Source organism: Sphingomonas alpina (assembly GCF_014490665.1).
Lineage (GTDB): Bacteria > Pseudomonadota > Alphaproteobacteria > Sphingomonadales > Sphingomonadaceae > Sphingomonas > Sphingomonas alpina.
Window position 1 is genome coordinate 4,749,655 of the sequence record NZ_CP061038.1, and the last position, 23,207, is coordinate 4,772,861.

At 65.1% G+C, this 23,207-nt stretch carries 22 protein-coding genes and 1 pseudogene; 14 read left to right on the forward strand and 9 right to left on the reverse strand.

Annotated elements, in window-relative coordinates; all coding sequences use genetic code 11:
• Nucleotides 1–87: 87 nt before the first annotated feature.
• The 3 genes from dnaN to H3Z74_RS22405 form a co-directional block, all read right to left on the reverse strand.
• Nucleotides 88–1,200, reverse strand: a complete 1,113-nt coding sequence (dnaN, locus tag H3Z74_RS22395) for a DNA polymerase III subunit beta (protein ID WP_187761690.1) — start codon at nt 1,198–1,200, stop codon at nt 88–90.
• Nucleotides 1,201–1,491: 291 nt separating this feature from the next.
• The gene (locus H3Z74_RS22400) at nt 1,492–2,106 is read right to left on the reverse strand and encodes an outer membrane protein (RefSeq protein WP_187761691.1); all 615 of its coding nucleotides are present in this window, start codon (nt 2,104–2,106) and stop codon (nt 1,492–1,494) included.
• 99 nt (nt 2,107–2,205) lie between these two features.
• Nucleotides 2,206–2,868, reverse strand: a complete 663-nt coding sequence (locus H3Z74_RS22405; protein WP_187761692.1) for an outer membrane protein — start codon at nt 2,866–2,868, stop codon at nt 2,206–2,208.
• 140 nt (nt 2,869–3,008) lie between these two features.
• On the opposite strand from H3Z74_RS22405, the pseudogene H3Z74_RS22410 reads away from it, so the two are divergent.
• Together H3Z74_RS22410 and H3Z74_RS22415 are read left to right on the forward strand one after the other, a co-directional pair.
• Nucleotides 3,009–3,664, forward strand: a pseudogene (locus tag H3Z74_RS22410) (histidine phosphatase family protein).
• Nucleotides 3,661–4,149 (forward strand): hypothetical protein, encoded by a 489-nt coding sequence (locus tag H3Z74_RS22415; protein ID WP_187761693.1) that lies wholly within the window; start codon nt 3,661–3,663, stop codon nt 4,147–4,149. Before H3Z74_RS22410 ends, H3Z74_RS22415 begins: the two are co-directional and overlap by 4 nt.
• Here the strand turns inward: H3Z74_RS22415 and H3Z74_RS22420 are convergent.
• Nucleotides 4,089–5,042, reverse strand: a complete 954-nt coding sequence (locus H3Z74_RS22420) for a LysR family transcriptional regulator (RefSeq protein ID WP_187761694.1) — start codon at nt 5,040–5,042, stop codon at nt 4,089–4,091. The two genes, H3Z74_RS22415 and H3Z74_RS22420, sit on opposite strands and share 61 nt — an antisense overlap.
• 90 nt (nt 5,043–5,132) lie before the next feature.
• On the opposite strand from H3Z74_RS22420, the gene H3Z74_RS22425 reads away from it, so the two are divergent.
• The 3 genes from H3Z74_RS22425 to H3Z74_RS22435 all read left to right on the forward strand — a co-directional run bounded on the left by H3Z74_RS22425 (nt 5,133) and on the right by H3Z74_RS22435 (nt 8,236).
• On the forward strand, nt 5,133–6,071 hold the full coding sequence (locus H3Z74_RS22425) for an NAD(P)H-binding protein (RefSeq protein WP_229726737.1): 939 nt from the start codon (nt 5,133–5,135) through the stop codon (nt 6,069–6,071).
• Nucleotides 6,072–6,176: 105 nt separating this feature from the next.
• A complete protein-coding gene (rlmN, locus tag H3Z74_RS22430; RefSeq protein ID WP_229727112.1) occupies nt 6,177–7,361 on the forward strand; it encodes a dual-specificity RNA methyltransferase RlmN in 1,185 nt (394 codons plus the stop codon).
• Between the two features lie 119 nt (nt 7,362–7,480).
• Entirely contained in the window at nt 7,481–8,236 is a 756-nt protein-coding gene (locus tag H3Z74_RS22435; RefSeq protein WP_229726738.1) for a sulfite exporter TauE/SafE family protein, read from the forward strand.
• Between the two features lie 2 nt (nt 8,237–8,238).
• Here the strand turns inward: H3Z74_RS22435 and H3Z74_RS22440 are convergent, their stop codons facing one another.
• A complete protein-coding gene (locus H3Z74_RS22440) occupies nt 8,239–8,850 on the reverse strand; it encodes a flavin reductase family protein (protein ID WP_187761696.1) in 612 nt (203 codons plus the stop codon).
• A gap of 106 nt (nt 8,851–8,956) precedes the next feature.
• On the opposite strand from H3Z74_RS22440, the gene H3Z74_RS22445 reads away from it, so the two are divergent.
• The 3 genes from H3Z74_RS22445 to H3Z74_RS22455 are packed head-to-tail and all read left to right on the forward strand — an operon-like array spanning nt 8,957 to nt 11,751.
• A complete protein-coding gene (locus H3Z74_RS22445) occupies nt 8,957–9,739 on the forward strand; it encodes a cytochrome b/b6 domain-containing protein (protein WP_187761697.1) in 783 nt (260 codons plus the stop codon).
• Nucleotides 9,736–10,497, forward strand: coding sequence for a molybdopterin-dependent oxidoreductase (locus H3Z74_RS22450; protein ID WP_187761698.1), 762 nt, complete (start codon nt 9,736–9,738; stop codon nt 10,495–10,497). The genes H3Z74_RS22445 and H3Z74_RS22450 overlap by 4 nt, the downstream gene beginning before the upstream one ends.
• Nucleotides 10,498–10,515: 18 nt before the next feature.
• Complete coding sequence (locus tag H3Z74_RS22455) at nt 10,516–11,751, forward strand: SAM-dependent methyltransferase (protein ID WP_187761699.1); 1,236 nt, start codon at nt 10,516–10,518, stop codon at nt 11,749–11,751.
• On the opposite strand, the gene H3Z74_RS22460 is transcribed toward H3Z74_RS22455, so the two are convergent.
• Entirely contained in the window at nt 11,736–12,164 is a 429-nt protein-coding gene (locus tag H3Z74_RS22460; protein ID WP_187764479.1) for a DUF1801 domain-containing protein, read from the reverse strand. The genes H3Z74_RS22455 and H3Z74_RS22460 overlap by 16 nt on opposite strands.
• A gap of 60 nt (nt 12,165–12,224) precedes the next feature.
• Here H3Z74_RS22460 and H3Z74_RS22465 point away from each other — a divergent pair, with 60 nt between their 5' ends.
• The 4 genes from H3Z74_RS22465 to H3Z74_RS22480 all read left to right on the forward strand — a co-directional run bounded on the left by H3Z74_RS22465 (nt 12,225) and on the right by H3Z74_RS22480 (nt 18,318).
• Nucleotides 12,225–13,544 (forward strand): MATE family efflux transporter, encoded by a 1,320-nt coding sequence (locus tag H3Z74_RS22465; RefSeq protein ID WP_229726739.1) that lies wholly within the window; start codon nt 12,225–12,227, stop codon nt 13,542–13,544.
• A gap of 76 nt (nt 13,545–13,620) precedes the next feature.
• On the forward strand, nt 13,621–14,838 hold the full coding sequence (locus tag H3Z74_RS22470; RefSeq protein WP_187761700.1) for an argininosuccinate synthase: 1,218 nt from the start codon (nt 13,621–13,623) through the stop codon (nt 14,836–14,838).
• Between the two features lie 87 nt (nt 14,839–14,925).
• The gene (locus H3Z74_RS22475) at nt 14,926–16,695 is read left to right on the forward strand and encodes a hypothetical protein (protein WP_187761701.1); all 1,770 of its coding nucleotides are present in this window, start codon (nt 14,926–14,928) and stop codon (nt 16,693–16,695) included.
• A gap of 9 nt (nt 16,696–16,704) precedes the next feature.
• Entirely contained in the window at nt 16,705–18,318 is a 1,614-nt protein-coding gene (locus tag H3Z74_RS22480) for a hypothetical protein (RefSeq protein WP_187761702.1), read from the forward strand.
• Between the two features lie 93 nt (nt 18,319–18,411).
• On the opposite strand, the gene H3Z74_RS22485 is transcribed toward H3Z74_RS22480, so the two are convergent.
• Nucleotides 18,412–19,560 carry a GNAT family N-acetyltransferase gene (locus H3Z74_RS22485; protein ID WP_187761703.1) on the reverse strand — a complete coding sequence of 383 codons (1,149 nt, stop codon included), beginning with the start codon at nt 19,558–19,560 and terminating at the stop codon, nt 18,412–18,414.
• A 176-nt stretch (nt 19,561–19,736) separates the two neighbouring features.
• On the opposite strand from H3Z74_RS22485, the gene H3Z74_RS22490 reads away from it, so the two are divergent.
• Complete coding sequence (locus H3Z74_RS22490) at nt 19,737–20,567, forward strand: LytTR family DNA-binding domain-containing protein (RefSeq protein ID WP_187761704.1); 831 nt, start codon at nt 19,737–19,739, stop codon at nt 20,565–20,567.
• 136 nt (nt 20,568–20,703) lie between these two features.
• Complete coding sequence (locus H3Z74_RS22495; RefSeq protein ID WP_187761705.1) at nt 20,704–21,435, forward strand: hypothetical protein; 732 nt, start codon at nt 20,704–20,706, stop codon at nt 21,433–21,435.
• Here the strand turns inward: H3Z74_RS22495 and H3Z74_RS22500 are convergent.
• Together H3Z74_RS22500 and H3Z74_RS22505 are read right to left on the reverse strand one after the other, a co-directional pair.
• Nucleotides 21,419–21,883, reverse strand: coding sequence for a RidA family protein (locus H3Z74_RS22500; RefSeq protein WP_187761706.1), 465 nt, complete (start codon nt 21,881–21,883; stop codon nt 21,419–21,421). The genes H3Z74_RS22495 and H3Z74_RS22500 overlap by 17 nt on opposite strands.
• A 58-nt stretch (nt 21,884–21,941) precedes the next feature.
• Nucleotides 21,942–23,147: an LL-diaminopimelate aminotransferase gene (locus tag H3Z74_RS22505; RefSeq protein WP_187761707.1), complete on the reverse strand. Its 1,206-nt coding sequence runs from the start codon at nt 23,145–23,147 to the stop codon at nt 21,942–21,944.
• Nucleotides 23,148–23,207 lie beyond the last annotated feature (60 nt).

Below are 23,207 nucleotides of genomic sequence, written 5' to 3' on the forward strand. Positions count from 1 at the left end.
GGCATAGGGCAACCCAGTCATTCTGCTGGGCATTGGACGATCAATACCGCATCAACAATAGGACGATGCTGCGGAGACTATCCCGCATCAGACCCGCATCGGCATCAAAACATAGAGCGCCGATGATTTGTCGTTCTCGCGAATCAGTGTCGGGGCGGCGGCGTCCGCGAGGTGGACCTCGATCGTATCGCCATGCAGCTGCCCGAGAATATCGAGCAGATACCGGCTGTTGAAGCCGATCTCGAAGCTGGTTGCGGCATATTCGCCGGGGACTTCTTCTGCCGCGGTGCCGTTTTCGGGGCTGGTCACCGACAGGGTGATCTTGTCGCGGTCGAGCGCCATCTTCACCGCGCGGGTTTTTTCCGTGGCGATGGTGGAGACGCGGTCCACGCCTTCTTCGAAGCTGCGCGGGTCGATCTTGAGGATCTTGTCGTTGCCGGTCGGGATGACGCGGCTGTAATCGGGGAAGGTACCGTCGATCAGCTTCGACGTTAGCAGCGCCTGGCCGAGATCGAAGCGAATCTTGGTCGGCGACAGCGAGACGCCGACCGAGCCGTCGATTTCTTCGAGCAGTTTGCGCAGTTCCGCGACGCATTTACGCGGGATGATCACGTCGGGCATACCCTCGGCGCCGTCCGGGCGCGGCATGGTCACGCGGGCGAGCCGGTGGCCGTCGGTCGCGGCAGCCTTCAGCACCGGCTGCGGATCGTCCGACACGTGCCAGAAGATGCCGTTGAGATAATAACGTGTCTCTTCGGTCGAGATGGCGAATCGGGTCTTGTCGATGATCTGCTTCAGCGTTTCGGCGGGCAGCTCGAAGCTCACCGGCAGTTCGCCCTCGGCGATCACCGGGAAATCGTCGCGCGGCAACGTGCCGAGCTGGAACTTGGCGCGTCCCGCCATGATCGTCAGCTTGCCTTCGGCTGCGGCCAGGCTGACCTGGCTGCCTTCGGGCAGCTTGCGCGCGATGTCGAACAAGGTGTGCGCCGACACCGTGGTCGCGCCGGGCTGGTCGACGGCCGCGGCGACGGTCTCGTTGATTTGCAGGTCGAGATCGGTCGCCATCAGCTTGAGGCCGCCCTCGGCAGTCGCCTCGAGCAGGACGTTCGACAGGATGGGAATGGTGTTGCGCCGCTCGACCACCGACTGGACGTGGCTGAGGCCCTTCAACAGAGTCGCGCGTTCGATCGTCGCCTTCATCGTAAATCCCCCGGGCCGCCGCCCTATTTCCTTCCCACCGAGCGTTATAAGCCGGGGGCAATTCGCCGTCCTCTTTCCTTAACGATAAAAGGGGCCGGAGCAAGCGCCCCGACCCCTATTTGCTGCCTGAAACAGGGCGTTTGTTTGAAAATGCGCTGCGGCGCATTCTGGCGGTGCCAGCCCGCTCCCCCCTCCCGGCCACCCAATCAGGATACGCTATGGGTGGCCGGGAGGGGGAGCGGGCCGGCACCGTCTTGAAACTCGCTCTTTCGCGCGTTTCCAAACGAACGCTCAGAAGCGGACGCCGACGCCCGCCAGAAGCTGATGACGGTCGGCATCGATGTCGTAGCCGGCCAGCTCGCCATAATGCGAATAGCGATATTCGCCCTTGATATAGGTGGTCGGTCCGACCTTGTATTCGAGGCCGGCGCCAAGCCGGTACCCGTCGAGATTCTCGCTGTCCTCGATCGTGGTGTTGCCGTTCTGATAGCGGGCGCTGAGGCGGGCATTGGTGTAGCCGGCCTTCACATAGCCCAAAGCGAGCGGCGAGATGGCGATGCCGACGCGCGCGCCGGCGTACAGATCGCGGCCCGCGTCGAGACGAAACCGGTCGCCCGCGACGAGCAGATTGCGAGTCCGCGTATCGGTGGTCGAGCCGGTGATCTCGCCTTCGACGCCGACGATCGCGCGGCCGAATTGCGCATCGTAGCCGATCGCGCCGCCATAGGCGACGCCGTCGCTCGATCCGACGTCCGAACCGGCATTGACCTTGTCATAGCCGACCAGCGCTTCGATACGCGGCCCGGTAAAGGCCGAATCCTCGGGCGGGCCGTCCTGGGCCAGGGCAGGGGCGGCGATGCCGAGCGCCAGCGCGCCGGCCGCGGCAGTGAGAACTGGTTTACGCATACTGGAACTCCCTGAGTTCTTCCCCCCCCCCAAAAAGGAGGGCGGGGAGAGTCGATTTAAGCGCAGGTTTCTGAACCCGCCCGAAACCGGGCGGGTGGCTCAGAAGCGGAAGCCGACGCCAACCGCGATCTGATGCCGGTCGGTATCGACATCGAAGTTGTTGGTGTTTGCGCCGTTGGCATATTCAAACCGCGCATTGCCATAGTTCGAGTAGCGATATTCGATCTTCGCATAGGTCTTCGCGGTGAGCGCCTGCTCGACACCGGCACCCAGACGATAGCCGTCAAGGTTGAAGTGCTGGCCCGTGGTGGTCGTGCCATCGCTTGCGGTCAGGTCGAGCCGGGCGTTGGTGTAGCCGCCCTTGGCATAGATCAACGTGCTCGGCGTCGCGCGGAAGCCGACGCGCACACCGGCATAAAGGTCGCGACCCGACTTGACCCGGCCATAGCCGAGTGCCGCCGCGTTGACCGGGTTGTTGGAGACCTTCGAGGTCGATCCGGTGATTTCACCTTCGGCACCGATGACCAGGCTGCCGAGCGCCACGTCATAGCCGACGTCACCGCCATAGAGGAAACCGTCAGCCTTGTGGTCGCTGTCGATGTCCGAGTCGGGGCCGCTGCCCGGCTGGAGCTTGTCATAGCCCAGGATCACGCCGACGCGCGGGCCGGTGAAGGTTTCGGCAGGGCCGTCCTGTGCGAAAGCGGGAGCGGCGATACCGAGCGCCAGTGCGCTGGCGGCGGCGGTGAGAACAAACTTACGCATAACCATACTCCATTGGTCGTTCCCGCCCCCAAAACTCGGGCGGGGATGCTCAAATAGGTGGCTCGGAGCGAAGTTGCATGAACCTCAGATAAACACGGAAAAACGTTGCTTTTGTGCCACACGGGGTTGAATGCCGGGGCATGACTTCCAAGGCAGCACGGCCCCAAGGGCGATTGGGGCGCGATTTCATCGCACGGCACGGCGAAACCGTGTTCAATGCCGCGCAAAGATTGCAGGGCGACCACCCCCATACCCCCTGACCCGCGCCGGATTCTCCCAGGCCGACGAAATGGGGCGGGCCTTGCGCGCCGAATTGGGGACCAAGCCGGCGCTGACCCTATGGGCCTCGCCCACCGGCCGCGCGCTGCAGACGCTGGCGGTGATCGCCGAGCATCTCGAGCTCGACTGGCACGGCGCGAAAACCGATTCGCGGCTGGTCGAGATCGGCATGGGCAGCTGGGGCGGGCGCTATTATGCCGATGTCATCGCCGAGGTCGGGCCGGTGTTCGATCGCGAATCGGGATTGCTGATCTCCGCCCCCGATGGAGAGCTTTATCACGAGATCGCGACGCGCGTCGGCGGCTGGCTCGGCGAGACGAATGAGGATCCAGGCGACCGGCTGGTGATCATGCACGGCATTTCGAGCCGGGTCATGCGGGGGGTGATGACCGGTACGGCGGAGATCCCCGGCTTCGGCGCCCCGGCCTTGCCCGGATTGCCGCAAGGATCGGTGGTGATGATCGAAAACGGAATCGAGACGGTCGTCCATCTCGGCACGGGCCACGCGCCGGCATGAAGCGCGCGCTGCTCCTCCTCGCGCTTGCCGCCGGTGTGGCGCCGGCTCAGGCGGAGGCGCGTGAATCGCTCGGCATCTTCGATCGCTGGGGCGCCTTCACCGACCCCTCGCCGCGGCGTTGCTACGCCATTGCCGAACCAGTCCAGGCCGGCGGATCGGCGCGCTGGCGGCCGTTCGCGAGCATCGCGACCTGGCCGGGACAGGGCGCCCGCAACCAGCTGCATATCCGTCTCAGCCGCGACCGCGATCCGCGTGCCCGGGTCACGCTGTCGGTCGGCGAGCGGCGATTCGCGCTGGTCGCCGGCAATGCTGATGCCTGGTCGCCCGACAGGCGCACCGATGCTGCGGTGGTCGCGGCGATCCGGTCGGGCCGCAGCATGAGTGTGGAGACGCTAAGCAAGAGCGGCGTGCCCTTCGCTGATGTCTATGCCCTGCGCGGCGCGGCGACCGCAATCGATGCGGCGGCACTGGGCTGCGCGAGATAGGCATCCATCCCTGCAACCAGCGCATCGAACGCCGCGCGAACCGGTGCCGAGGTCCGCAGATCCTCATGCATCACGACCCAGGTATCGAGATCGACGCTGAACCAATCGGGCAGGACGCGGATCAGGGTCGGATGCGGATGACGCGCGGCGAGCTGCACCTGGCACACGCCGATCCCGATCCCGGCGCGAATCGCGGCGACCTGCGCAATATCGCTGTCGGTGCGGAACGAGAAATCGGCCTGGGTGAGCGTAACACCCTGGGCCCGCAGGCCGCGCAGGACTGCATTGTCGGTCTCGACCCCGATCAGGCCGATCGCGCGCACATCATCGAGCGTTTTGGGAAAGGGGTGCCCGTCAAGCACCTCGGCGCGCGCGTGCAGGCCGAGTTCGATCGCCCCGATATGGCGCGCGACCAGCGCATCCTGGGCCGGCCGCACCATCCGCACTGCGATATCGGCCTCGCGCCGTAACAAATCCTCGTTCCGGTTGCTCGGCGATAGCGCAATGTTCAGCGCCGGGTGACGGCGGCGGAGCTCGGCAATGATTGGCGGCAGCACTTCGATCGCGATGATCTCGCTGGCCGAAACGCGGACCAGGCCGGCCACTTCGCCGTGGCGGGTCTGTGCGGCGCGAGCGAAGGCGGCAGCGGCGAGCGCCATCGCCTCGGCGGGTTCGCGCAGCGACAGGGCGGCGTCGGTCGGGCGCAATCCGTCGGGCGCGCGGGTAAACAGAGTCACGCCGAGCCGATGTTCCAGTTCCGCGATCCTGCGGCGCACAGTCGGGTGCGCCAGGTTGAGCGACCGTGCTGCCCCCGCCAGACTGCCGTCGCGCAACACCGCCAGAAAGGCGCGGTGGCGTTCCCAGTCATCCTCGGCGGCAAAATCATTGCTCATCATTTTATGATAGGCCGATTAGAATAGCCTGACAATTTCTTTTAGTCTCTCCCGCGCCGATATCCTCACCATCAAGCGATGGAGACGATCATGACAAAGACTGTTCTGATATTGGGTGCGACCGGCGGCGTCGGCGGCGAGACGGCGCGGGCGCTGTTGGCGCATGGCTGGCGGGTGCGAGGGCTTGCTCGGCGTGCGCCGGCGGCAAGCGACGGGATCGAATGGGTGCAGGGCGATGCACTCGACGCGGCCGCGGTGATGGCGGCGGCACAGGGCGCGGACGCGATCGTGCATGCGGTCAATCCGCCGGGCTATCGCGACTGGGCGAAGCTGGTCCTGCCGATGCTCGACAACAGCATTACCGCGGCACAGGCGACCGGGGCGCGGCTCGCTTTGCCCGGCACGATCTATAATTATGATCCCGCCACCACGCCGGTGGCGCTGCCCAACTCGCCGCAACGGGCCGCGACCCGCAAGGGCGCGATCCGGGTGGCGATGGAGCAGCGTATCGCCGATTCGGGCGTGCGGGCGATGATCCTGCGCGCCGGCGATTTCTTCGGGCCACGGCCAGGCAATAACTGGTTTTCGCAGGGCATGGTCAAGCCGGGTCAGCCGGTGCGGTCGATCCTCTATCCGGGCAAGCGCGGGATCGGCCATGGCTGGGCCTATCTGCCCGACCTTGGTGAAGCCTTTGCCCGGCTGCTGGATATTGAGGGATCGCTGCCCGACTTTGCACGCTATCATTTTGCCGGCACCTGGGATGCAGACGGCACCATGATCACCCGGGCCATCGCCCGCGCGGTGGGCAAGCCGAACCTCAAGCCATCGCGCCTGCCCTGGCTGCTGTTGCCGTTGATCGCGCCGTTCAACCCGACGATGCGCGAACTGATCGAGATGAAGCCCTTCTGGGAACATCCGGTCGAGCTCGACAATGCCGCGCTGGTTGCGGTGATCGGGCCGGAGCCGCACACCCCACTCGACCAGGCGGTGAGTGCGACGCTGACCGCGCTTGGCTGCATCGAACGCTGAGCGATGGAGGCCTGTCCGGGTCGTTGCGGCGGATCGGTGCCATGGCTGGAAATTGTCGAGGTTTTCGACTACATCGCCGCCATGCCCAACACCGCGACGACCCTCATGCCTATTCCCGGGCACATTGATCCCGTGCCCGTGCCGCGCAGCTTCGTGCCGCGCAGCGACGGGCGGATCGACTTGCTTGGCCTGTCGAAGCTCGACCTGCGCATGGCGCTGGAGACGTCGCAACTCGAACCGAAACAGGCCAAGTTGCGCGCCAAGCAGTTGTGGCACTGGATCTATAATCGCGGTGTGACCGACTTCGCGCTGATGACCGACATCTCGAAGACGATGCAGCCCTGGCTCGCGCAGCGCTTCGTGATCAGCCGCCCGCAAGTGGTCGAGGCGCAGGTGTCGACCGACGGGACGCGCAAGTGGCTGCTGCGCTCGGACGACGGCCAGGATTACGAGATGGTGTTCATCCCCGATGCCGATCGGGGCACCTTGTGCGTGTCGAGCCAGGTCGGCTGCACGCTCAATTGCCGTTTCTGCCATACCGGTACGATGCGCCTGGTGCGCAACCTGACCCCGGCGGAGATCGTCGGCCAGGTCATGCTGGCGCGCGACGGTCTCGGCGAATGGCCGAGCCAGCCCGAGGGGCGGATGCTGACCAACATCGTGATGATGGGGATGGGCGAGCCGCTGTATAATTTCGATGCCGTACGCGACGCCCTGAAACTGATCATGGACGGCGACGGCATTGCGCTGTCGAAGCGCCGCATCACTTTGTCGACCTCGGGCGTGGTACCGATGATGGCGCGCGCGGGGACCGAGATCGGCGTCAATCTTGCCGTCTCGCTCCATGCCGTGACCAAGGAAGTGCGCGACGAGATCGTCCCGATCAATCGCAAATACGGCATCGAGGAATTGCTTCAGGCTTGTGCCGATTATCCCGGCGCCAATAACGCCCGGCGTATCACCTTCGAATATGTCATGCTCCGCGACAAGAATGACAGCGATGCCGAGGCGCGCGAACTGGTCCGGCTGATCAAGCACTATAATCTGCCGGCCAAGGTCAATCTGATCCCGTTCAATCCCTGGCCCGGCGCGCCGTACGAATGTTCGACGCCCGACCGGATCCGCAGCTTTTCGAACATCATCTTCGAAGCCGGCATTTCCGCGCCGGTGCGCACCCCGCGCGGGCGCGACATCGATGCCGCTTGCGGTCAGCTGAAGACCGCGTCGGAAAAGAAGAGCCGTGCCGAACTCGACCGGCAGGCCGAGGAAAAACTCGCGGCGCTCGGGTGAGCGCGGCGGCTCACACTCCCCGTTCGTGCTGAGCTTGTCGAAGCAGCGTTCTTTCTCTCTATGGCGGACAGGAACGGCCCTTCGACAAGCTCAGGGCGAACGGAAGGGTAGCGCGCCTCGTGACTCTCGCTGATCTCGCCTTTGCGGCCGGTGCCGGTATGCTCGGTGGCGCCATGAACGCACTCGCCGGCGGCGGCACCTTTGCGACCATGCCGACGCTGATCGCGCTCGGTCTGCCCTCGCCGATCGCCAATGCGACCAGCAATGTCGCGCTGCAGCCCGGCGCGATGGCCAGCGCCTGGACCTATCGCGCCGGGCTGGAACCGATGTCGGGCCTGTCGGTGCGGCTGCTCACCGGCATCACCTTTGCCGGCGGCGTCGCGGGCAGCCTGTTGCTGGTCGCCACCCCGACCCGGGTGTTCGATATCGTCATCCCCTGGCTATTGTTGCTGGCGACAATCGCGCTGGCATTCGGCAAGCGTGGAGCGGCGGCATTGAGCGGCCGGATCAGCATCGGGCCGAAGACGCTGATCGGCGCGCAGGCCCTGCTTGGCATCTATGGCGGCTATTTCGGCGGCGGCGTCGGGCTGATGATGACCGCGACCTGGGGGCTGTTGTCGGGGGCGGAGCCGCACAAGCTGGCGGCGCCGCGTACCCTGATGCTGGCGACCGCCAACGCGGCGGCGGCGATCATCTTCATCGTTACCGGCATGGTGAAATGGCTGCTGTGCCTGCCGATGCTCGCGGGCGCGATTGCCGGCGGCTATCTCGGCGCGCAGCTCGGGCGTATCCTGTCGCCGGCGGTGATCCGGATCTGGACTCTGCTGGTGACGGCAATCACGACTGCCGTGTTCTTCTGGCGGGCCTATAGCTGAAGTCAGCCGGGCCGGCGCATCCGGAACAATTGCGCCTCGGTGATCTCGAAATAATCCCCAGCACCCCCACCGCGCAGGATCGGCTGTGCCCTGGCGGTCTGGTAGATGCCTTTGTCGATCAGCGCCGGATCGATATGCACGCCGACCACTTCGCCGAACACCATCCATTGGTCGAGCGCATCGCCGTCCTTGCTTTCAAGCCTCAACAACTGAGTCAGCCGGCATTCGAACGCCACCGGGCTCGCCGCGACGCGCGACGGCGCGACCAGGCGTGACCGCGCCGTCTCCAGCCCGGCCAGGGCGAATTCGTCGCCCGCCACCGGCGCCGAGGTTGCGTTCATCGCCTCGGCCAGCGGGCGGGTGGCGAGATTCCATACGAACTCGCCGGTCGCTTCGATATTGGCGACGCTGTCCTTCCAGCCGGTCGATGAAAAGCCGATGATCGGTGGGCGGTAGCTGAACAAGTTGAAGAAGGAATAGGGCGCGAGGTTGCGCACACCGGTCGGGCTCACCGTGCTGATCCAGCCGATCGGCCGTGGCGCGACGATCGCGTTCAGCGGATCATGGGCAAGGCCGTGACCATGTTCGGGCTGATAGAAATATTGTTCTGGCATCCCGCCCTGGTTCCCCGGGTTTCGACCGCTGGTCAACAGGGCGGCGTTGGCCGATACAGGTTCAGGATGTAACCGATCGCCAGCAACGACCGAACAAGAGGCACAGATGGAAGATCCGGTCGAACCCCAGCCTCCGCCAGCGACGGGCGATGCCGTCCCCGGGCGCGCACCTCAGCCGCTCGCTCCGGCTCCCGGGTCTTCCATCTACCGTCACAGGCTGGCGACACGCATCTGGCACTGGGTCACCGTCGTCACGGTGATGATCCTGATCGGTAGCGGCCTGACCATTCTCAACGCCCACCCGCATCTCTACTGGGGCGCCTATGGCGCCAATTTCGACCATGCCTGGTTGCACACGCCGCGCGCACCGAGCTGGTTGACCATCCCGGCGGGCTATAATCTCGCCATTGCGCGACGCTGGCATCTGCTGTTCGCGCTGGTGCTGGCATTCGGGCTGCTGCTGTTCATGGTCTCGAGCCTGATCAACAAGCATTTCCAGAAGGATCTGCGCATCCGGCTGGCGGAATTGTCGCCGGCTCATCTGTGGTTCGACCTGAAGGAACATCTCGCCTTTCGCTTCCACGATCCGAACCATCCCGGCGCGTTCAATATTTTCCAGAAACTCTCCTATGCGCTGACCATCTTCGTATTGATCCCGCTGATGATCCTGACCGGCCTGACCCTGTCGCCGGGCATGAATGCGGCATGGCCGTGGCTGCTCGATCTGTTCGGCGGGCGGCAATCGGCGCGTTCGATCCATTTCATTGCCGCCAGCGGGCTGGTCCTGTTCATCATCGTCCACCTCGTGCTGGTCATTCTGGCCGGCGCCTGGAATGAGGTGCGCTCTATGATCACCGGACGCTGGACCGTGCCGGAGGATGATCAATGAGCAGCCTGATCACCCGGCGGGCGCTCGTCACCGGCGGTGCCGTGACCGCGGGACTGTTGCTCAGCGGCTGTGACCGGGTCGCGCAGAATCCGGGGTTTCGCAAGATCCTGCTATCGGGCGATGCGATGAACCAGGGCCTGCAGCGTGCGCTGACCAATCGCGGCGCGCTGGCGCCCGAATTTCGGCCCGACCAGATGTCGCCGCGTTTCCGCACCAACGGCACCGCCAATCCCAATACGCCAAGCTATAATGCGATGGTGGCGGAGAATTTCGCGCACTGGCGATTGCAGGTCGGCGGGCTCGTCGTGCGGCCGCTCGACCTTTCGCTGGCGCAGCTTCGCTCGATGCCGGCACGCAGCCAGATCACACGCCACGATTGTGTCGAGGGCTGGAGCGCGATCGGCAAATGGCAGGGGCCGATGCTCGGCACTCTGCTGAAGCTGGCGGGGATCCGGGACGCGGCGCGCTATATCGTCTTCACTTGCGCCGATCTCTACGGCGGGCAGCCCTATTATGAATCGATCGACCTGATCGACGCATTCCACCCGCAGACGATCCTTGCTTGGGCGATGAACGATACGCTGCTCGATGTCGGGCACGGCGCGCCGATTCGCCTGCGGGTGGAACGGCAGCTCGGCTATAAGCACGCCAAATATGTCATGCGCATCGATGCCGTAGCGTCACTCGCCGGCATCGGCCTGGGAAAAGGCGGATATTGGGAAGATCGTGTCGATTACGATTGGTATGCGGGCATCTGACTTGTTACGGGGCCGCGTATGGCACTGATCGATCGATTCCTTGCCGCCCGCGTCAAGCGCGGGCAGCTCATAGTCCACCACGCCGACGGCAATGTCCGTACCTTTGGTACGCCCGAACCCGGCTTCCCGACCGTCACGATCCGTTTCGCGGACGCGGGTGCGGCGAACTTCATCGTGCGTCATCCCAGCCTCGGCGCGGGCGAGGCCTATATGAACGGCCGGATGCTCGTCGATGGAGAGGATATCATGGGACTGGTTACGCTGATGACCGCCAATGATTTGTGGGAGGAGGGCAAGGCCGCGCTGGTCGCTTCCCCGACACGACGCGCTGTGGCGGCAGTGACTCACCGCATCGGCCGGATCAACATGGCGCGCGCATCGAAACGCAACGTCGCGCATCATTACGACCTGTCGGACCGGCTCTACGATCTCTTCCTCGACGCAGATCGCCAGTATAGCTGCGCCTATTTCACGGATCCCGACAACAGCCTGGAACAGGCGCAGTCGGACAAGAAGGCGCATATCGCCGCCAAGCTCGCGCTGAAGCCGGGCATGCGCGTGCTCGATATCGGCTGCGGCTGGGGCGGCATGGCGCTCTATCTTCATGCCAAGACCGGCGCCGAGGTGCTCGGCGTCACCTTGTCCGAAGAGCAGATCAAGGTCGCCCGCCGCCGCGCCGAAGAGGCCCGCGTCGCCGACAAGGTGAAGTTCGAGCTGATCGATTATCGCCACGTCACCGGCACGTTCGATCGCATCGTGTCGGTCGGCATGTTCGAACATGTCGGCCCGGCGCATTACCGCACTTTCATGCGCAAATGCCGCAGCCTGCTGACCGAGGACGGCGTGATGCTGCTCCACACCATCGGCCGGGCCGGCGCGCCCGGCGTGACCGATGACTGGACCGCGAAATATATCTTCCCGGGCGGCTATAACCCCGCGCTGTCGGAAATCGTGCGCGCCAACGAAGGGCAGAAATTCTTCCTGACCGATGTCGAAGTGCTGCGGCTGCATTACAGCTATACGCTCGACCTCTGGTATGACCGCACCGTCGCCGCGCGTGAACAGATCATCGAGCTGTATGACGAGCGCTTCTATCGCATGTGGCTGTTCTATCTGGCGGGGGCGAGCGCCGCATTCCGCTATGGCGGGATGGTCAATTATCAGGTGCAGTTCGCGCGCAACCGCCACGTTCTGCCGATCACGCGCGACTATATGTACGAGGAAGAGCGTCGGCTGCGTCAAGCCGGCGGATAAGTCATCCGCATATAGTCGAGCGACTCGACGATCAGCGCTTCCAGCACGCCCATGTCCACCTCGCTCAGCTTCTTGACGTAAAGGCAGGACTTGCCGGTGGTGAAATTGCCGAGCTGCGCCATCAGCGCGTCGTGACGAGGAAAGCCGCCGGCGATATAAAGCACCAGACTCGCTTTGCGTGGACTGAACCCGATCCGCGCCATCTCGCCCTCGCGCCCGCTGTCGTAGCGGTATCGATAGCGGCCGAAGCCGATGATCGAGGGGCCCCACATCGTCGCTGGTTCGCCCGAGATGCGCGTCATCAGATCGATGACGATCCGCGCGTCGCTGCGGCGCTGTTCGGGTTCGACCCGTGCAAGGAATGTTTCCACGCTCGCATCGGTTGCCTGGGTCTTGTTCTCCGCCATCGTCATTCCCCGATTCGACACGCCGATAATCTAGCGCAACACGGCATTCCTGCCTAAGCGCCGCCGATGACTTCGCTTGTGCTCACCCGCCGGTCGATCTTCGCCCAGGCCTGGCCGATCATGCTCGGCCAGACCACGGTGCCGCTGGTCGGGCTGGTCGATACCGCGGTGATCGGCGCGACCGGTGACGCGGCGGCGCTCGCCGGGGTGGCGCTCGGCGCGACGGTGATCAACCTGATTTTCTGGACCTTCGGCTTCCTGCGCATGGGCATGACCGGGATGACCGCGCAGGCGGCGGGCGCGGGTGATGCGCCGGAGGTCGAGGCGCTGCTGCTCCGCGGGGTTGCGGTCGGCCTGGTGCTGGGTGTGGTCCTGTTCGCTTTGCAGCTGTTGCTGATCCCGCTTGCCTTTGCCGCCTTGTCCGGCGGCGGCGCCCTCGACGATGCCGCGCGTGCCTTTGTCGGCGCGCGGTTCATCGGCGCACCGGCCGGCCTCGCCGTGTTCGCGATCAATGGCTGGCTGTTCGGCGTCGGTCGTACACGCGCGGCGCTGGCACTGCAGATCGTGATGAACGTCGCGAACATCGCGCTCGATCTGATGTTCGTATGGCATTTCGACCTGGGCGCTCGCGGCGTCGGGCTGGGCACGTCCTGCGCGGAATGGATCGCGCTCGCCACCGGGCTGCTGATCGTCGGGCGAGGAATCGATTGGCGCCGGCTGGGCTCGGCCGCGCTGTTCGGCGGTGGCGCGCTGAAGCGGCTGTTCGCGGTCAACGCCGACATCATGATCCGTACCATCGCGCTGCTTTTGCTGTTCGTGTGGTTCACCAATGCCGGTGCGCGGCTGGGGACGGTGCCGCTCGCGGCGAATCACGTATTGATGCAATTCGTCAGCGTCGCCGCGTTCGTGCTCGACGGGTTCGCCTTCACCGCCGAATCACGCGTCGGCCATGCGATCGGCGCCCGGTCCGAAGCTCAGATGCGCCGCGCGATCCGGCTGACCGGAGAATTCTCGCTGCTCGCCGGTCTCGGTTTCGCGCTGCTCTTCTTCCTGGCCGGCGGTCCGTTGATCGACCTGCTCGCGGCCAATGCCGATGTGCGGACTCAGGCACGCGCGCTGCTGCCCTTCGCCGCCGCGATCCCGTTGATTGGCGTTCCGGCCTGGCTGCTCGACGGCATCTTCATCGGCGCCACGCGCGGCCGCGCGCTACGCAACGCCGCGATCGTCGCGACCGCATTGTATATCGTCACCGACCTGCTGCTCCGTCCGTTTGGCTCGATCGGCCTGTGGTGGGCGATGCTGCTCGGCTATGCCTATCGCGCCGGCGCATTGGGCCTTTATCTGCCTGCCCTGCTCAGAGGCATGAAAACGGCGGCGCCCGAATAGACAGCGCCTCGACTTGCCCCGTGCGAGGCGGGCTGATACCCGCCCGCGCGTCCCTATCTCGCGGAGCCCATTGCCCATGTCCGATCAGATCAATCGTGTCGTCCTCGCCTATTCCGGCGGTCTGGACACCAGCGTGATCCTGAAATGGCTGCAACAGACCTATAATTGCGAGGTGGTGACCTTCACCGCCGATCTCGGTCAGGGCGAGGAACTCGCGCCGGCGCGCGCCAAGGCCGAGCTGATGGGCGTGAAGCCCGAGCACATCTTCATCGACGATCTGCGCGAGGAATTCGTGCGCGATTATGTCTTCCCGATGATGCGCTCCAACGCCCTGTACGAGGGATTGTATCTGCTCGGCACCTCGATCGCCCGGCCGCTGATCGCCAAGCGCCAGGTCGAGATCGCCAAGCTGGTCGGCGCCGATGCGGTCAGCCATGGCGCGACCGGCAAGGGTAACGACCAGGTGCGCTTCGAGCTCGGCTATTACGCGCTCGCGCCCGATATCAAGGTGATCGCGCCTTGGCGCGAATGGGACCTGACCAGCCGTACCGCGCTGATCGCCTTTGCCGAACAGCATCAGATTCCGGTGCCCAAGGACAAGCGCGGCGAATCGCCCTTTTCGACCGACGCCAACATGCTGCACACCTCGTCGGAAGGAAAAGTGCTTGAGGATCCGTGGGACGAGGTCCCCGACTATGTCTATTCGCGCACCGTCAATCCGGAGGATGCGCCGAATGAACCGGAGACGATCACGGTCGATTTCGAACGCGGTGACGGCGTCGCGATCAATGGTGTCGGCATGTCGCCCGCGACGCTGCTGGAAACGCTCAACGAGATGGGTCGCCGGCATGGCATCGGCCGGCTCGATTTGGTCGAGAACCGTTTCGTCGGCATGAAGTCGCGCGGCATGTACGAAACGCCGGGCGGTACCATCTATCACCTCGCGCATCGTGGGATCGAACAGCTGACGCTCGACCGCGGTGCGGCGCACCTCAAGGACGAGCTCGCGCCGCGCTATGCCGAGCTGATCTATAACGGCTTCTGGTTCTCGCCGGAGCGCGAGATGCTCCAGGCGGCGATCGACCATAGCCAGGAAAAGGTCTCGGGCACGGTCCGGCTCAAGCTCTACAAGGGGTCGGTCATCGTCACGGGCCGCAAATCGCCCAATTCGCTCTACTCGGAAAAGGTCGTGACCTTCGAGGACGATCAGGGCGCCTATGATCAGCGCGACGCGGCGGGCTTTATCAAGCTCAACGCCTTGCGGTTACGCTTGCTGGGCCGTCGCGATCGGTAATTTTCAAATCCTCCCCGGGCTTGCCGGGGAGGTGTGAGAGCAAGATCGGGAACCGCAATTTAACTGTCGCCCGCCTAATGGCAGGACATGGACTATGGGGATCAGCGGGGGATAAAGGGCGACGCGCTGGCCGCGTTCGTGCTTGCGTTCCTGCTTGCCGCCGCCTGGTCCTGGCGCGACTGGCACCAATTGTCGGCACTGCGGCTGCCCGACACCGATGATGTCATGCGCTTGCAGCAGATTCGCGACTGGCTCGGCGGGCAGCGTTTTTCCGATCTCGCCCAGCATCGCCTGGGGTTTCCGCCGGGTGTTGCCATGCACTGGTCGCGGCTGCCCGACCTGGTGCCGGGCGGCCTGATTGCCGGCCTGACCCCGTTCGTCGGGCGGCACGCGGCCGAGATCGCCGCAGTGATCGCCTGGCCGGCGCTGCTGCTGGCCATGGCGCTGCTGCTGATCGCCCGAATCGCCCGGGCGCTCGGCGGGGCGGAGATCGCCCGTACCGCCTTGATCGTGGCGGCGATCGCCTATCCCGCAACGACGATCTTCCTGCCCGGACGCATCGACCATCATGGGCTGCAGATCGTACTGCTGCTCATCGTCGTCCATGCGCTGGTTCACGTGTCCGACATGTCGCGCGGCCTGACTGCCGGACTGGCGGCGGCGCTCAGCATCGCGATCGGTCTCGAGACGCTGCCGTTGCTGGCGGTCGCGGGCATCGTGCTGGTTGTCGGCTGGGCATGGGGCCGGCGTGGTGCGGATGACGCGCTGATGGGTTTCGGCATCGCGCTCGCCGCGGGATTGCTGGCCGCCAATACCGTGCTCAAGACCGAGCAGTTCGATTTCGCCGCCTGCGATGGCTTTACCGCGACGGTGTGGCGCGCAAGCCAGTTTGCCGCATTCGCGCCGATCGTGCTCTCGATCGCCGGTTATGCCAGCGCGCGCCGCGATGTTCGTGCCGGCCTTGCCGTTGCGCTTGCAGTCGCCGCTGCCTGGGGCCTGTGGCTGGTCGCACCGGCCTGTCTCTCGCCCTATGGCGGGGTCGATCCGCTGCTCGCCCGGCTCTGGCTCGATAATGTCGGCGAGGCGCAGTCCCTGTTTGCCGCCCGTCCTGAGGTCGCGATCGGCTATGCCGGGCTGATGGTCGCGGGGATCGCCGCGAGCCTGTGGCGCTGGCACTCGACGCGCGACGGCTATTGGTCGGTGCTGCTCGCCTTTCAGATCGCCGCGCTGGCGCTCAGCATGGCGCAGCTGCGCGGCGCTTATGCCGGCGCGATCCTCGCCGCGCCCGCGCTGGCGGCGGTGATCGCAGCCGCGCGGCGACGCGGATCGGCCTGGCTGACGGCGGCTTGGCTGGGGTCGGCAGGCATGCTGTACCCGCTCGCCGCGACCGCGTTCATCCCGCAGCCCGAAGTATCGGCACCGGCGTCGCCCGCGGTGCAGGCCGGCGGCGGCTGCACCTCGCCCGAGGCGCTCGCCGAAATCGGGGCGCTCGCCGAAGGGAGGCTGATCGCGCCGCTCGACCTCGGCGCTTATGCGCTGGCCTCGTCCCGGCTGACGGTGCTCGGCGCCCCCTATCATCGCAACAACAAGGGCAATCTGGCGGTCTATCGCTTCTTTCTCGGCACGCCCGATCAGGCCCGGTCGATCGCGGGAACGTGGCGGATTCGTTATGTCGCGCTGTGTTCCGACAGCTTCGTCGAGCTTGGCGCGGGGGTGACCGGCGACCGCCGGCACCTGCTGGCACAGCTGCGACAGGGCCGAATTCCGCCCTGGATGCGACCGATCGGCCAGAATAGCAGTGGATTGAGCCTGTTTGTAGTCGAACCGCGCTTGTTTGCTTCGCATTCCTCGCGGTAAGGCGTGATCATGCAGGGGGACACCGACAGGCTGCACTGGTGGCAGACACGCTGGTTCGTGGCGTTGATGGTGCTCGTCTCGATCATTCCGCTGTTGAAGCCCGACATTCCACCGCTGGTCGACCTGCCCGGCCATATGGGCCGCTACCGGGTCCAGCTCGATATCGGGAGCTATCCCTGGCTGAGTGACTGGTATGATTTCAAATGGTCGCTGATCGGTAATCTCGGTGTCGATCTGCTGGTCGTCCCGCTGACGCCGATCTTCGGGCTTGAGCTGTCGGTCAAGCTGATCGTCATCGCCATCCCGGCGCTGACCGTGCTCGGCCTGTTATGGATCGCACGCGAGGTGCATGGCCGCATCCCGGCGACCGCCCTGTTCGCGCTGCCGCTGGCGTATAGTTTCCCGTTCCAGTTCGGCTTCGTCAATTTTGCGCTGGCAATGGCGATCGCGCTGAACGCCTTCGCGCTGTGGCTGCGGCTTGCCCGGCTTGGGCATTTGCGGCTGCGCGCCATCATCTTCGTGCCGCTCTCCTGCGCGCTGTGGTTGTGCCACACCTTTGGCTGGGGCGTGCTCGGCGTGCTCGCCTTCTCGTCGGAGATGATCCGCCAGCATGACGCGATCCGCGGCAAGGGGTGGCGGCACTGGGGCCTTGCCTGGGTGCGCGCCGGGCTTGCCTGCGTGCCGCTCGCCCTGCCGATGGTGTTGATGGTCGCCTGGCGCACGGGCAATCACGTCACCGGCCAGACCGGCGACTGGTTCAACTGGCGCGCCAAGGTCGGCTGGCTGACCATGGTGCTGAAGGACCGGTGGCAATTCTTCGACATCGCCTCGACCGCGGTGCTCTATCTCATCCTGTTCAAGGGCTTTCGCGACCCGGCGATCGAATATTCGCGCAATCTGGGGCTGTCGGCTTTGTTCCTGGCTGCCGTGTTCATCATCCTGCCGCGCATCGTGTTCGGTTCCGCCTATGCCGATATGCGCCTCGCGCCGTTCCTGCTCGCGATCGCGCTGATCTCGCTGCGCCCCCGCCCGGGCCTGTCGATCCGCGGCACTGCGTTCCTTGCGGTGCTGGGCTGCGCTTTCTTTCTGGTGCGAATGGGTGCGGGCACGGTCAGCTACTGGATGTTCGATCAGCGCTATGATCGCGAGCTGGCGGCGCTTAATCACGTGCCCGTCGGCGCGCGGCTGGTCAGCTTCATCGGCGAAGAATGCGGCAACAAATGGCTGATGTCGCGGCTCGAACATATGCCGGCGATCGCACTGGAACGGCGGCTCGCCTATACCAATGATCAATGGTCGATGCCGGGCGCGCAGCTGCTGACCACCAAATATACCAGGGCGCTCAATTTCGCCCATGATCCGTCGCAGGTCGTGACCAGCGCGCAATGCCCGCGCGAATTCTGGCGTCCGCTGATCCGCTCATTGGCGCGTTTTCCGCGCGACGCGTTCGATTATGTGTGGCTGATCCAGCCGCCCGTATACGACCCCAAATTCAATGCCGGGCTGATCGAGGTGTGGCGTGACGGATCGAGCGTATTGTACAAGGTCGACCATTCGAAGCCCGGGCCGGATGTGCCGGATTCCGAACTCTATCCGAAATATGTCCGGCGGGTGCCTTTTTGATATGTAAGCCGGCACCGGCCCGCTCCCCCACCCGGCCACCCATAGAATACACTGCCGTTGGGTGGCCGGTTGGGGGAGCGGGCCGGTACCGGCTTACTCGAAAAACGACTCTACGTCTTTTTTGAACGGTGTCAGCGCGCCGAGATATTCCTGATCCGATTCGACCGCCTCGCGCTCACGCTCCAGGAATGTTTCGATCGCGCGGCGGAAATTCGGGTCCGGAATATAATGCGCCGACCAGGTGGTGACCGGAACATAGCCGCGCGCCAGCTTATGCTCGCCCTGCGCGCCCGCTTCGACCGTCGCCAGGCCGCGCGCGATCGCGGCGTCGATCGCCTGGTAGTAACAAAGCTCGAAATGCAGGAAGGGCACTTCCTCGATACAGCCCCAATACCGGCCATAAAGCGTGTCCGCGCCGATCAGGTTGAGCGCGCCCGCGATCGGTGCGCCGTCCCGCTCGGCGAGGATCAGCAATACGCTGTCCGCCATACGTTGCCCGAGCAGCGAAAAGAACTGCCGTGTCAGATAGGGGCGCCCCCATTTGCGGGATCCGGTATCCTGATAGAAGATCCAGAAGGCGTCCCAATCGGCCTCGCTGATCTCGGCGCCGGTCAAATGGCGGATCGTCAGCCCCTCGACCGCGGCGGCGCGCTCCTTGCGGATCGCCTTGCGCTTGCGGCTGGCGAGGCAGCCGAGAAAATCGTCGAACCCGGCATAACCCTGGTTGCGCCAGTGGAATTGCGTCCCCGCACGGATCAGCCAGCCGGCCGCTTCGAACAACGGCAGCTGGTCGGGGTCGATGAAGGTGGCGTGCGCCGACGACAGACCATGCTGGTCGGTCACCGCCTCGATCGCGGCGATCAGCGGCGCGGCCAGCGCGGCATCGCGCAGCAACAGGCGTGGGCCGGGCACGGGGGTGAAGGGCACTGCGACCTGCAGCTTGGGATAATATTGGCCGCCGGCGCGCTCCCACGCATCGGCCCAGCCATGGTCGAAGACATATTCGCCCTGGCTGTGGCTCTTGGCATAGGCGGGCGCGATCGCGCCGGGTGCGCCGTCCGCAGCGTCGACCACGATCGGGATCGGCTGCCATCCGGCCTGCGCGGTGGCGCTGCCTGAATCCTCGAGGATCGACAAAAAGGCGTGGCTGAGAAAAGGATTGCCGGTCCCGGCACACGCATCCCAGTCGGCGGGCGCGATGGCGGCGACGCCGTGAGCGATTCGGGCGGTGACGGCGGTCATTGTCCCTAAGGTAGAGGCGGGGGCCGGTCGCTCCAAGGTGGGATCTGGGTTTGTTTCGGGTTTAGATGCGGCGGGCGCGAGCGTGTATGGCCGTGTCGATGGCGAGGAGCGGGAATTTGGCGCGAATATCATCGACGGGGGCAACATCGGCGCACACATCCCCGGGCGGATCGCCCTTGGCTGCATCGACCGCCGGCCGGCTGTGGGCGCGCCACGCAATGCCGGTGACGATCGGCGCCTCGATATGGGCGGTGCTGGCCCTGGCCAGTGCGCTTCAGGGGCAGATTTTCGCACTTTACCATGGTCAGGCCCAGGATTGGTGGTCATCGCTCGGCTATAGCGTCGCGGTCTTTTCGGTCTGGGGGGCGCTCACCCCCGTCGTGCTGAAGGCGGCGGCGTGGATCGCGCAAAGGCCTGCCCTGGTTTCACGTATTGCATATCATCTGCTGTGCCTGCCGGCGTTCGTTGCAGCGCACATGCTGGTTTTCGTTGTCCTCTACTGGCCGGTATACGGTACCGGCCTCTCGCCCGTCGAAATGGCGCGGCCGGTTCTGCTCGCCAATCTGGACAAGGCTGTTTTTGCCTATCTCGCATTGGTGGCGCTGGATCATTTTCGCAGGCCGGGCGGCCGTCGAGCCCGCGGCCCGGAAAGTCATGATCTTGCGGTTCCCACCGCACCTGTGGAGGGATTGTGGAGTCGTGCGGGCGGCATCTCGCGGCTCACCCCGTACCGGGAAATCGACTGGATCGCCGCAGCCGGTGACTATGCCGAAGTCCATGCCAATGGCAGCCACCGGCTGATCGACCGATCGCTCTCGAGCCTTGCCGAGGAATTGCCGCCGGGCGAGTTTGCGAGAATCCATCGCAGCACCATCGTGCGCCTCGATCGTGTGCGTGAAGTGCGCGGCCTCGGGCGCGGGGATGCCAGCGTCGTTTTTCACAATGGTACGTCGTTGCGCCTCAGCCGGCGCTATCGCGACAATCTGGCGGCGCATTTCCCGGTCTGACTCCCGCCGGGCGACGCGGCGATCCCGCTCACAGGGATGCGCTCGATCCCCCCGATTTCGCCTCGCAAAGGTCTCGCTCTCATGACAGGACGGGACCCAATCGATGCGCTTCCTCTCTCTTGTGGCTGCGGCCGCCTTGCTGCTCGCGGTGCCGGCATCGTCCGCGCCAAAAGCCACCAGGCCCGCATCCAACGCCGTGCTGGTCATCGGCGCGCTGCACGACCTGCATCCTCGGGAGCCGGGATTCGGCTATGCGGACCTGCGTTCGGCAATCCTGGCATTCCGGCCCGACATACTGGTGCTTGAAGTGCGGCCCGACGAACTGTCCGGGAAGAAGGAAACGCCGGGACGTCCCGAATATCCGGCGGTCATCTGGCCGCTTCTAACCAGCCTGAACGCCCAAACCGTCGCGATGGAGCCGGGCGGCGAGACGTTCAAAGCGCTCTCGTCCGGTGCCGGTGCGGCATTCGCGGCGATGCGCCAGCGGGATCCGGAAGGCGCAGCGGCACTCGCCAGGCTGGAGACGGCCATGGAAGACAGCCTGTTGTCGTACTGGGGCAGTGCGGGCCAGGTGCAGGATGCCACGACCGCCGCGCTCGCCGGTGGGCTGCAAGCACTACAGCTCGGGCTGGTCGGCCCCTCCTATGCGATCGTGCAGGGGCAATGGGACCGCCATATGGCCGATTGCGTCCGGCGAACGGTGGCGGCCAATCCGAACAAGCGGGTATTGGTATTGGGGAGCTTCAAAAACCGCGCCATGCTGGAGGAAGCCGTCCGGCACACCGCGGCGAGGCGCCTGATCGATGCGCAGCAATGGCTGGACACGCTCCCGGCCGCGAGTTCGGCCGCGCTTACCCCGCGATCTTGACGATCGCGTCGATCTCCACTGCTGCGCCGCGCGGCAGGGCCGGTACGCCGACCGCGCTGCGCGCGTGCTTGCCGGCGTCGCCGAACAGCGCCTCCATCAGGTCGGACGCGCCATTGGCGACCAAAGGCTGGTCGGTGAAATCGCCCGCCGAATTGATGAATACGCCGAGCTTCACGATCCGCTCTACCCGGTGCAGTTCGCCCAGCGCGCGCTTCATCTGCGCGACCAGCATCAGCCCGCAGCGCTGCGCTGCCTCCTGGCCATAGGCCAGATCCTTGTCCTCGCCGATCCGCCCGGTCATCACCACGCCGTCCTTGAACGGCAGCTGGCCCGAGATATGGAGCAGCCCGCCGGCTTCGACGGCCGGAACATAGGAAGCGATCGGTGCCGCGGCCTCGGGTAAAGTGAGGCCGAGTTCGGCGAGCTTGGTGGCGATTCTGTCGGTCATGGCGCCTCGATGACGCGCCCCGGGGGGCGCGTCAATCCAGTGTCGGCAAACCGCCCCGTCAGGCCGAGCGCGCCGGCGTATTCACGCCCATGCTCTGCAGATATTTTTTCACGTTGCGCGCCGCCTGGCGCAGCCTTTGCTCATTCTCGACCATCGCGATGCGCACGAAACCCTCGCCATTTTCGCCGTAACCGACGCCCGGCGCGACTGCGACCTTGGCATGGGTGAGCAGTTGCTTGGAGAATTCGAGGCTGCCGAGATGCGCGAGCGCCGGCGGCAGCGGCGCCCAGGCGAACATCGATGCGCGCGGCGAGGGGATGTCCCATCCGGCGCGGCCGAAGCTTTCGACCAGCACGTCGCGGCGATGCTGGTACAGCTTGCGGTTCTGCTCGACGATGTCCTGCGGCCCGTTGATCGCGGCGACCGCGGCCGCCTGGATCGGGGTGAAGGCGCCGTAATCGAGATAGGATTTCACGCGCGTCAGCGCGGCGATCAGCGTCGGGTTGCCGACCGCAAAGCCGATCCGCCACCCGGCCATCGAATAGGTCTTCGACAGCGAAGTGAATTCGACCGCGACATCCTTTGCACCCGGCACCTGCAGGATGGATGGGGTCGGCTGGCCGTCATAATAAAGCTCGGAATAGGCCAGGTCGGACAGCACCCAGAGCTTGTGCTCCTTGGCGAAGGCGACGACGCGTTCGTAGAAAGCAAGATCGACCACTTCGGCGGTCGGGTTCGACGGATAGCCCATCACCAGCACGCTCGGGCGCGGCACGGTGAATGCCATCGCCCGCTCCAGCGCTTCGAAATACTGCTCGTCGGGCGTGGTCGGCACGCTGCGGATCGTCGCGCCGGCGATGATGAAGCCGAAGGTGTGGATCGGATAGCTCGGATTGGGCGCAAGCACGACATCGCCCGGCGCGGTGATCGCCTGGGCGAGATTGGCGAGGCCTTCCTTGGACCCGAGCGTCACGACGACCTCGGTATCGGGGTTCAGGTCGACGCCGAAGCGGCGCTTGTAATAGCCGCTCTGCGCCTTGCGCAGCCCGGGTATGCCCTTGGAGGCCGAATAGCCATGCGCATCGGGCTTGCGCGCGACCTCGCACAATTTCTCGATCACATGCGGCGGCGGCGGCAGATCGGGATTGCCCATGCCGAGATCGATGATGTCCTCGCCGCCCGCTCGCGCCTCGGCCCGCATCGCGTTCACTTCGGCGATGACATAGGGCGGCAGGCGGCGGATGCGGTAGAAATCGTCGGACATGGCATGAGATTCCGGTTGGAGGGAGTGGCCTCCATACGTCATTCCCGCGAAAGCGGGAAT

What these genes read in the sequence shown, in the direction of transcription:
- H3Z74_RS22470 (WP_187761700.1), top strand. Translation starts at nt 13,621, where the DNA reads ATGTCCGATCAGATCAATCGTGTCGTCCTCGCCTATTCCGGCGGTCTG.
- H3Z74_RS22415 (WP_187761693.1), top strand. Translation starts at nt 3,661, where the DNA reads ATGAAGCGCGCGCTGCTCCTCCTCGCGCTTGCCGCCGGTGTGGCGCCG.
- H3Z74_RS22440 (WP_187761696.1), bottom strand. Translation starts at nt 8,850, where the DNA reads ATGCCAGAACAATATTTCTATCAGCCCGAACATGGTCACGGCCTTGCC.
- rlmN (WP_229727112.1), top strand. Translation starts at nt 6,177, where the DNA reads ATGCCTATTCCCGGGCACATTGATCCCGTGCCCGTGCCGCGCAGCTTC.
- H3Z74_RS22405 (WP_187761692.1), bottom strand. Translation starts at nt 2,868, where the DNA reads ATGCGTAAGTTTGTTCTCACCGCCGCCGCCAGCGCACTGGCGCTCGGT.
- H3Z74_RS22480 (WP_187761702.1), top strand. Translation starts at nt 16,705, where the DNA reads ATGCAGGGGGACACCGACAGGCTGCACTGGTGGCAGACACGCTGGTTC.
- H3Z74_RS22500 (WP_187761706.1), bottom strand. Translation starts at nt 21,883, where the DNA reads ATGACCGACAGAATCGCCACCAAGCTCGCCGAACTCGGCCTCACTTTA.
- H3Z74_RS22400 (WP_187761691.1), bottom strand. Translation starts at nt 2,106, where the DNA reads ATGCGTAAACCAGTTCTCACTGCCGCGGCCGGCGCGCTGGCGCTCGGC.
- H3Z74_RS22475 (WP_187761701.1), top strand. Translation starts at nt 14,926, where the DNA reads ATGGACTATGGGGATCAGCGGGGGATAAAGGGCGACGCGCTGGCCGCG.
- H3Z74_RS22425 (WP_229726737.1), top strand. Translation starts at nt 5,133, where the DNA reads ATGACAAAGACTGTTCTGATATTGGGTGCGACCGGCGGCGTCGGCGGC.
- H3Z74_RS22450 (WP_187761698.1), top strand. Translation starts at nt 9,736, where the DNA reads ATGAGCAGCCTGATCACCCGGCGGGCGCTCGTCACCGGCGGTGCCGTG.
- H3Z74_RS22455 (WP_187761699.1), top strand. Translation starts at nt 10,516, where the DNA reads ATGGCACTGATCGATCGATTCCTTGCCGCCCGCGTCAAGCGCGGGCAG.
- H3Z74_RS22505 (WP_187761707.1), bottom strand. Translation starts at nt 23,147, where the DNA reads ATGTCCGACGATTTCTACCGCATCCGCCGCCTGCCGCCCTATGTCATC.
- H3Z74_RS22465 (WP_229726739.1), top strand. Translation starts at nt 12,225, where the DNA reads ATGACTTCGCTTGTGCTCACCCGCCGGTCGATCTTCGCCCAGGCCTGG.
- H3Z74_RS22485 (WP_187761703.1), bottom strand. Translation starts at nt 19,560, where the DNA reads ATGACCGCCGTCACCGCCCGAATCGCTCACGGCGTCGCCGCCATCGCG.
- dnaN (WP_187761690.1), bottom strand. Translation starts at nt 1,200, where the DNA reads ATGAAGGCGACGATCGAACGCGCGACTCTGTTGAAGGGCCTCAGCCAC.
- H3Z74_RS22420 (WP_187761694.1), bottom strand. Translation starts at nt 5,042, where the DNA reads ATGAGCAATGATTTTGCCGCCGAGGATGACTGGGAACGCCACCGCGCC.
- H3Z74_RS22460 (WP_187764479.1), bottom strand. Translation starts at nt 12,164, where the DNA reads ATGACGATGGCGGAGAACAAGACCCAGGCAACCGATGCGAGCGTGGAA.
- H3Z74_RS22445 (WP_187761697.1), top strand. Translation starts at nt 8,957, where the DNA reads ATGGAAGATCCGGTCGAACCCCAGCCTCCGCCAGCGACGGGCGATGCC.